Raw genomic sequence first — 7,467 nt, 5'->3', positions numbered from 1 at the left:
GCAGCGCGGAGTTCAAGGCGGTCTACGGCAATACCTCGAATGAGGAATACGTGACGGCGCTCTACGAGAACGCTCTCGACCGCGACCCCGACGCGCAGGGGCTGGCGAACTGGACCGCGCGCCTCGACGAGGGCGCATCCCGTGCCGAGATCCTGATCGGCTTTGCGCAGAGCCCGGAGTTCAGCGCGAAAACCGTAAGCGACATGAACGCCTGGGTCATGGCGCAGGAGACCGACGACGTGCTGATGGGCAATGCCGGCGACAACACCCTCTCGGGCGGGGTCCTCTCGGATCGCTTCGTGTTCTCGACCGATGCGGACAGCTCCCACACCGTGACCGACCTCGAATACTGGGACACGCTCGACTTCACCGCCTTCGGCTATGACAGCGCCGACGACGTGATGGCGAAGATGACCGAAGAGGACGATACCGTGGTCTTCAACGACATGGACGTCACCGTGGTGCTGAACGAGACCGCGCTGAGCGATCTCGACAGCGGCATGATCATGGTCTGACCTCGCAACCTCTTGCGGATCCGGCCCTCGGGCCGGGTCCGTTTTCCGTACAGAAGGGTCGCTGGCAGTGCTCTTGACGGCCCATTCCCGAGAGTGGCGGGTGAACCAAATTGCCGACTGATGGAGCGGGGCTGCGTCGATTGGGCATGGAATGCCCTGCGGACCGAGCTGCCCCAGTGTTCTCGCGGAGTTGCTCAGGCGCCCGCTTACAGAACGACAATTCCTGACGAGGCCAGCGACCGCCTCAGAGGGGTCGCCGATTGCGCTCGCGAAATGTCGGACGCGAAGGCGCGCGAGAAGCCCCCATGCAGGTATCGAAGAACCTTAAGACATCGGGCCTCATGGGCCTCGCGCCACCCGGAGGGATGGCGCTTGCCGTTCCCCTGCGTCGGCACCCCGTCTCACATCACGCGGGTCGGCGCCATTGACCAGCGGGTCCGCGCCGGAACGATGTGGCACTGTTCGAGGCGGTTGAGGAACACGCGCAATCCACCGAAAAATGGCATTCCATATTTCCGACGGTGGTCATCTCGGCTATAAATGAGCGAGAAAACAAGGAGGTTCGCCGGTCCATGACCGTGCTCTTGATGAATCCAAATTCGTGCCGCGAGACCACGCAGAGGATGTGCCGGATCGCTGGCTCCGTGCTGCGCGATCCGCCGCATGGCTGGACCGCAGAGGAAGGCCCACGGCTCATCACCAGCCCGGAGGCTCTGGATGCGGCGGCAGGTTGCATCGAGGCCGCGCGGCTTCCCGCAGCGACCGAGGCGGTCATCGTCGCGGCCTTCGGCGACCCGGGCGCGCGCGCCTTGGGGCGCAGGCTGTCCGTTCCGGTGGTTGGGATCGGCGCGGCGGCCGCCCGTGCCTGCCGGCGGGCGGGAGCGCGCTTTGCCGTCGCCACGACTACGCCGGCGCTCGAGGATCGGATCGACACTCTGATGCGAGAGGGCGGGGGCGGGTATCTTGGATGTTTCCTCGCAGATGGCGACCCGCGCGCGCTGATGCGGGACGAGCCTGCGCTCGACCGCGGTCTTCTCGTGGCGGTCGAACGCGCCGCAGAGGCGGGGGCCGAACGGGTGATCATCGGGGGCGGCCCGCTGGGCGAGGCCGCCGAACGGCTGTCGCTGCAAACGCCGGTGCCGCTGGTCAACCCCATACGCGCGGCCGCGGAAGAGGTTCTCGAGCGCCTCGCCGCGTCGCAGGCACCTCACATGGCCTGAGCCGCGCGAAGGCCGGCTTTATTGCGCCGTTTCCCGGGCAATCACATGGGTGAGCGCGGTCGACAGCCCGACCGAGGCCTTGGCGATGGGCTTGCAGGCGCGGCCCTCGAACCGTGCCTTGAGCGAGGTCAGCGTGATCGCCTGCGCCACCGCGGCGGCGATCGGGTCGATGACGATGGCGGGAATCTCGGCGTCGATCTCGGGGGCAAGCCCGGCCAGCGGCGCGCCGCCCAGGATCACCACGTCGGCGCCGTCCTCGGTGACGGCACGCTTGGCGAGCGCGATCAGATCGCCGCGCATGTCCTGCGCGGCATTGGCGACATTGCCGCCATGGGCGTCGGGCGCCCGCACGCCGGTGAAGCGCGCCGCGAGCCCGGTGTCGTGCACGCAATCGGTGTACCAGCGCGTCATCACCGGCGAGAAGGTCACGATGGAAAAGCGCTCTCCCAGCATCGCTGCGGTCATCACCGCCGCCTCGGCCATCCCGACGATGGGCACGTCGAAAAGCTCGCGCGCGCCGGCGAGACTCGGGTCTCCGAAGGCCGCGATCACCACCGCGTCGATGCCCTCGAGATTGTCGGCGATCATCTCGAGCGCGATGCCGCCGGCGATCTGGGCCTCGGCGCGCGAGGCGATGTAGGGAAAGCCGCGCTGCGCGGTCAGTGGCACGATCTCGGCCCGCCCGTCGGCCATGTGCCGGGCGATGTTCGCCATGGTGTCGGTCATGGCCTGCGTCATGTTGGGGTTGACCAGAAGGATGCGCATCAGGGAACCCTTTCGCGTTCTTGTTGGGCCAGCATGGCCATGAGTGTTTTGGCGGTGGCGAGCAGCCCCGCGTCCTGCCCTTTCGCGGCGATGAGCTGCAGCCCGAGCGGCAGGCCCTCCGGCGTGGTGGCGACGGGCAGGGTGATAGCCGGGCAACCGGCGTGGTTGGCCTGCGGCGTGAAGTCGGCATGGTCGCGCGGCGCGCAGGGCAGGCCGCCGATGGTCTTCGGCGCCAGCTGATCGATGGGCCATGCGGGGCAGGGGGTGGTGGGCACGATCAGCGCCGCATGATGGGCGAAAAAGGCGGTCAGGATCTCTCCCATCCGCGCCGAAGCGTCCTGAGCGGTGGCGATGGCAGAGGGCGACAGCGCCAGCCCCGCCTCGATCTGCGCCGCGAGGTCGGGATCGAGCGCCTCGGGCGTGGCGCGCCACGCCGCGCCGTGCAGCCGCGCGAGCCCGGCATGCTGAAGAGGCATGACCGAGCCGCCATCCAGCCCCTCCCAGTCGGGCGCGGCCCGGGTGAGCGGCACGCCCCGCGCCGACAGCCCTGCGATGACGTGGTGAAGCGCCGTCTCGACCTCGGCGTCGAGGCGCTGAGCGAGACCGAAATCCGCGCTCCACGCGATGTCGCCCGTGAGCGGCGCCGCCGGGGGCAGCCCGGCCAGCACCGACATCGCAAGGGTGATGTCTTCGAGCCTGCGCGCGATGGGGCAGATCACCGAGATCCCGTCGACAGGCTCGTCGAAGCCGGGACCGTAGGGCACGAGATCGAGGCTCGGCTTGAAGCCGTAGAGTCCGGTATGCGCGGGCGGACGGCGCGAGGAGCCGCCCGCGTCGGTGCCAAGCGCCAGCGGCGCCATGCCCGCGGCCACCGCCGCCACCGGGCCACCCGAGGAGCCGCCGGTCGTCAGGCGCGGATCGATCGGGTTGCGGGTCTTGCCGTGCAGCGGCGTGTTGGTCACGCCCTTGCAGGCAAACTCGGAACAGGTGGCGATGCCGAGGATCAGCGCCCCTGCGGCGCGCAGGCGACGCACGGCGATGGCATCCTCCGGCGCGATGAACCCGGCAAAGAGGCGCGAGCCCTGGGTGATCGGCAGGCCCTTCACCCAGATATTGTCCTTGATGACCACCGGCACGCCGGCGAGCGGCAGCTCCTCTCCGGCCTCGAGCCGCGCGGCCACCGCCTTGGCCTCCGCCTCGAGCGCGGGGTTGAGCACGGTCAGCGCGTTGAGCCCGGGATTGCGCTCCTCGGCACGGGCAAGCGCGGCAGCGGCGAGCTCGACGGGCGAGACCTCGCCCGCGCGTACGAGCGCGGCCAGCGCGGTGGCGGAGAGGTCCAAGCCGGTCATTGCCCGGCCCCATGCGCCGCCGCCCAGCACGCGGCGATGTCGCGACGCGGCGCGATCCAGACGTCGTCGTGCCCGGCGATATGGGCCAGCACGTCCTCGAGCCCCGCGATGCGCCCCGGGCGCCCGATCAGCCGCAGGTGCAGCCCGATCGACATCATCCGCGCGGCCCCGGCGCCTTCGGCATAAAGCCGGTCGAAGGCGCCCATCACGTAGGTGCTGAAATCCGCCGCCTGCACGAAACCGCCGCCGGGCGAGAAGCGCATGTCGTTGGTGTCAAACGCATAGGGCAGAATGACGTGATCGCCGACCATGCGCGGAATGTCGTCGTCGTAGACATCGCTGTCATACAGGAAATCGCCGCGCTCGATCAGCAGGTCGCGGGTGTTGACCGAAGGCGCCGAGCGGGTATGCCAGCCCACCGGGGCCACGCCGCAGGCGGCCTCGATCGCCGCATGGGTGCGGGCGATCACCGCCCGCTCCTCGTCCAGCGCCATATGGGCGTGACGCTGCCACAGCCAGCCGTGGCACGACACCTCGTGGCCGCGCGCGACGATGTCCTCCATCAGCCAGGGGCTGCGCTCGGCCACCCGCCCGCAGGTCGAGAAGGTGGCCTTGGCGCCGTGCCGGTCGAAGGCGGCGGCGATGCGGGCATAGCCCTGCCGGGTGCCGTAGGCGAAATGCGTCTCCATGCAAGGATCGGGCACGCCCTCGACCTCCTCGCGGATCTCGTAGACGCTCTCGTTGCGCGGGTCGCCGTCGCCGATGGAGAGTTCCGCGCCCTCCTCGACATTAACCACGAAAGACACCGCGAGCCGGGCGCCCTCCGGCCAGCAGGGCGCGGGCTCGGCGCCGAAATAGCCCTTGAAATCGCGTCGGTCGGTCATCTTCTCAGCCCTGGATCATGCGGTTGAGTCCGACCGTGCGCGCCCCGAAGACCAGCACGATGATCGCCAGCAGGATCAGCCCCGAAGACATTGCCGCAAGCGACGGGTCGGGCTGCTCTTCGAGATATTGCAGCATCTTGATCGGCAGCGTCTTGTTGCGCGCATCGGTCAGGAAGATCGAGATCGGGTAGTTGTCCATCGAGGCAAGGAAGGCGAACAGCCCCGAGGTCAGGTAGGCGGGGGCGAGGTTGGGCACCAGCACCTGCAGGATCGCCTTGGGATAGCTGAGCCCCAGCGTGCGCGCCGCGTCGATCATCGAGAAATCGAACGCCGCCATCGAGGCCAGAAGGGTGCGCATCACGAAGGGCAGGGTGATGACGATATGGCCCAGCAGCAGTGACACATAGGCATCGCGCAGGCCGATCTCGCGGAAGAACTGCAAGAGCGCCACGCCGACCACCAGACCGGGCATCATTAGCGGCGAGACGGCGAAGGTGGCGATCGCCTCGCGGCCGCGGAAGTTGCCGCGCGTCACCGCGATCGAGGCGAGCGTGCCGAGCACCAACGAGATCAGCGTCGAGACGAAGGCAAGGTTGAGCGAGAGCAGCACCGCGTCCCACAGCCCCGAGCGCTTGTTCAGCGAGGCGTACCAGCGCAGCGACCATTCCGGCGGCGGCAGGGTGTAGACCGGCGAGGCCGAGAACGAGGCCGCAACGGTGATCAGGATCGGCAGCATCAGGAACACCACGCAGCCAAGCGCGACGATCCAGCTCAGCGCGCGGAAGAGACGGTCGGTCCGGGTCATTGGCGGGCTCCGAGACGGCGCGCGAGCCAGCTCGAGAACACCACGACAAAGATCGCGATGGCCAGCAGCACGGCGGAAATCGTCGAGCCGAGCGGCTCGTTGCGCAGGTAGAGGAAGCTGCGGGCGATCAGCATCGACAGGGTCTGCTGGCGCTCGCCGACGATCAGCGAGGGGATCACGTACATCGAGATCGCCATCGAGAAGGTAAAGGCCGATCCCGCCACCACGCCGGGCAGGGTGAGCGGCAAGGTGACGTGGAAGAAGCGAAAGAACGGCCCGGCCCCGAGCGAAGCGGCGGCCTCGGGCAGGCCCCGGTCGAGCTGGCGCACCACGGCGTAGATCGGCAGCACCATGAAGGGCAGGAACACGTTGGCGGCGCCGACCACCAGCGCGGTCTCGGTGAACAGCATCCGCACCGGCTTTTCGGTGACGCCCAGCCATTGCAGCGCGCTGTTGAGGAAACCGTTGGCGCGGAACAGGATCGACCAGGCAAAGGCCTTGACCACCACGCCAAGCGACATCGGCAGCACCATCGCCACAAGGAACACCGTCAGCCACGGCCCCTTGGCGCGGCTCATGACGAAGGCGGTGGGATAGGCGATGACCAGCGCCAGCAGCGTCGTGAAGGCGGCCACCCGCAGGGTGCGCCAGAGGACGCGCAGGTTGTAGTCGTCGGCGAAGAAGGCGCTGTATTCCGAGAACGAGAGCCCCTCCGGCGTCTGCACGGACTTGGCCAGCAGCATCAGCAGCGGCAGCGCATAGATTACCGCGAGATAGGCCAGCCCCGGAACCGCCAGCAGCGCGATACGGTCGACGCGGGCGGTCATGCCGGATCCTCGTAGGCCAGCGTGTCCTCGACGTTCCAGCCCAGGGTGATCTCCTGCCCGCGCTTGAGCCCGCTGCGGATGCCCGGCAGTTCGCAAAGCACGCGGTCGTCGTTCTGTGCGCTGCCGTGCAGCACCGTCTTGGAGCCCAGCACCATGACATCCGCCAGCGTCGCTGCGATGGTGTTCTCGCCCGAGCCCACAGAGATCAGCTCGGGCCGGACGCCGAGCAAAAGCCGCGCGCCGGGGGCGGCCCCGCTGCGCGCCCTGAGCGGGCCGTGGGGGGTGTCGACGGTCGCGATGCCGGCCTCCTGCGCCACCACCGTGCCGGTGATCCGCGTCGAGAGCCCGACGAAATCCATCACGAAGGGCGAGGCGGGGCGGGCATAAAGCGTCGAGGGATCGGCGAACTGCTCGATCCGGCCGGCATTCATCACCGCGATCCGGTCCGAGACGCCCATCGCCTCTTCCTGATCGTGGGTGACGAAGATCGCCGTGATGCCCCGGTCGAGCAGCAGGGATTTCAGTTCGACCTGCATGGTCTCGCGCAGCTTGCGGTCAAGCGCCGAGAACGGCTCGTCGAGCAACAGCAGATCCGGTCCGACGACCAGCGCGCGGGCCACCGCGACGCGCTGCTGCTGGCCGCCCGAGAGGGCGGCGATGGGACGGTCGGCGAATTCGGTCATGCGCACCAGCGACAGCGCCTCTGCCACCGGCGTGCCGGTGTCGGCCTTGGCCATGCCGCGGGCGCGCAGGCCGAAGGCCACGTTCTCGGCCACCGTCATGTGCGGGAACAGCGCGTAGTTCTGGAACACCACCGAGACGTTGCGCTTGTGCGCCGGGAAGCGCGAGATGTCGCGCCCGTCGAGCACCACGGCGCCTTCGTCGGCCTCGAGCAGCCCCGCGATGATGCGCAGCAGGGTGGACTTGCCGCAGCCGGACGGACCGAGGAGAGACACCAGCTCTCCCCGCTCCACCCGAAAGTTCAGGTCGGACATGACCCGGGTTCCCTTGAAGGATTTCGCCACGCCAAAGACATCGAGGTAGCGTCGCGCTTGTGCGCCTTGGTTCATCGTCATGTCCGATTGCCTGCCTCAGAGCGCCA

Annotated in this window: 8 protein-coding genes; 2 read left to right on the top strand and 6 right to left on the bottom strand. The window is 68.5% G+C overall.

All coding sequences use genetic code 11. The features are described from left to right. The coding region (locus tag AC6RA4_RS21440; RefSeq protein WP_500163775.1) for a DUF4214 domain-containing protein at nt 1-515 on the top strand (515 nt) is incomplete at its 5' end. Between the two features lie 452 nt (nt 516-967). Further along, nucleotides 968-1,735, top strand: a complete 768-nt coding sequence (locus AC6RA4_RS21435; RefSeq protein ID WP_500163774.1) for an aspartate/glutamate racemase family protein — start codon at nt 968-970, stop codon at nt 1,733-1,735. Between the two features lie 18 nt (nt 1,736-1,753). On the opposite strand, the gene AC6RA4_RS21430 is transcribed toward AC6RA4_RS21435, so the two are convergent. The 6 genes from AC6RA4_RS21430 to AC6RA4_RS21405 are packed head-to-tail and all read right to left on the bottom strand — an operon-like array spanning nt 1,754 to nt 7,441. After that, nucleotides 1,754-2,500, bottom strand: a complete 747-nt coding sequence (locus tag AC6RA4_RS21430; RefSeq protein WP_500163773.1) for an aspartate/glutamate racemase family protein — start codon at nt 2,498-2,500, stop codon at nt 1,754-1,756. Further along, a complete protein-coding gene (locus AC6RA4_RS21425) occupies nt 2,500-3,849 on the bottom strand; it encodes an amidase (RefSeq protein ID WP_500163772.1) in 1,350 nt (449 codons plus the stop codon). The genes AC6RA4_RS21430 and AC6RA4_RS21425 overlap by 1 nt, the downstream gene beginning before the upstream one ends. Further along, complete coding sequence (locus tag AC6RA4_RS21420; RefSeq protein WP_500163770.1) at nt 3,846-4,733, bottom strand: allantoinase PuuE; 888 nt, start codon at nt 4,731-4,733, stop codon at nt 3,846-3,848. The genes AC6RA4_RS21425 and AC6RA4_RS21420 overlap by 4 nt, the downstream gene beginning before the upstream one ends. A 4-nt stretch (nt 4,734-4,737) precedes the next feature. Next, nucleotides 4,738-5,538: an ABC transporter permease gene (locus AC6RA4_RS21415; protein WP_500163769.1), complete on the bottom strand. Its 801-nt coding sequence runs from the start codon at nt 5,536-5,538 to the stop codon at nt 4,738-4,740. After that, on the bottom strand, nt 5,535-6,365 hold the full coding sequence (locus tag AC6RA4_RS21410) for an ABC transporter permease (RefSeq protein WP_500163768.1): 831 nt from the start codon (nt 6,363-6,365) through the stop codon (nt 5,535-5,537). Before AC6RA4_RS21410 ends, AC6RA4_RS21415 begins: the two co-directional genes overlap by 4 nt. Further along, nucleotides 6,362-7,441 (bottom strand): ABC transporter ATP-binding protein, encoded by a 1,080-nt coding sequence (locus tag AC6RA4_RS21405; protein WP_500163766.1) that lies wholly within the window; start codon nt 7,439-7,441, stop codon nt 6,362-6,364. The genes AC6RA4_RS21410 and AC6RA4_RS21405 overlap by 4 nt, the downstream gene beginning before the upstream one ends. Nucleotides 7,442-7,467: the final 26 nt, after the last annotated feature.

It is taken from the genome of Salipiger sp. (assembly GCF_059781815.1).
The sequence above is the reverse complement of the archived record's forward strand: the minus strand, read 5'-3'. Positions and strand labels throughout refer to the sequence as shown.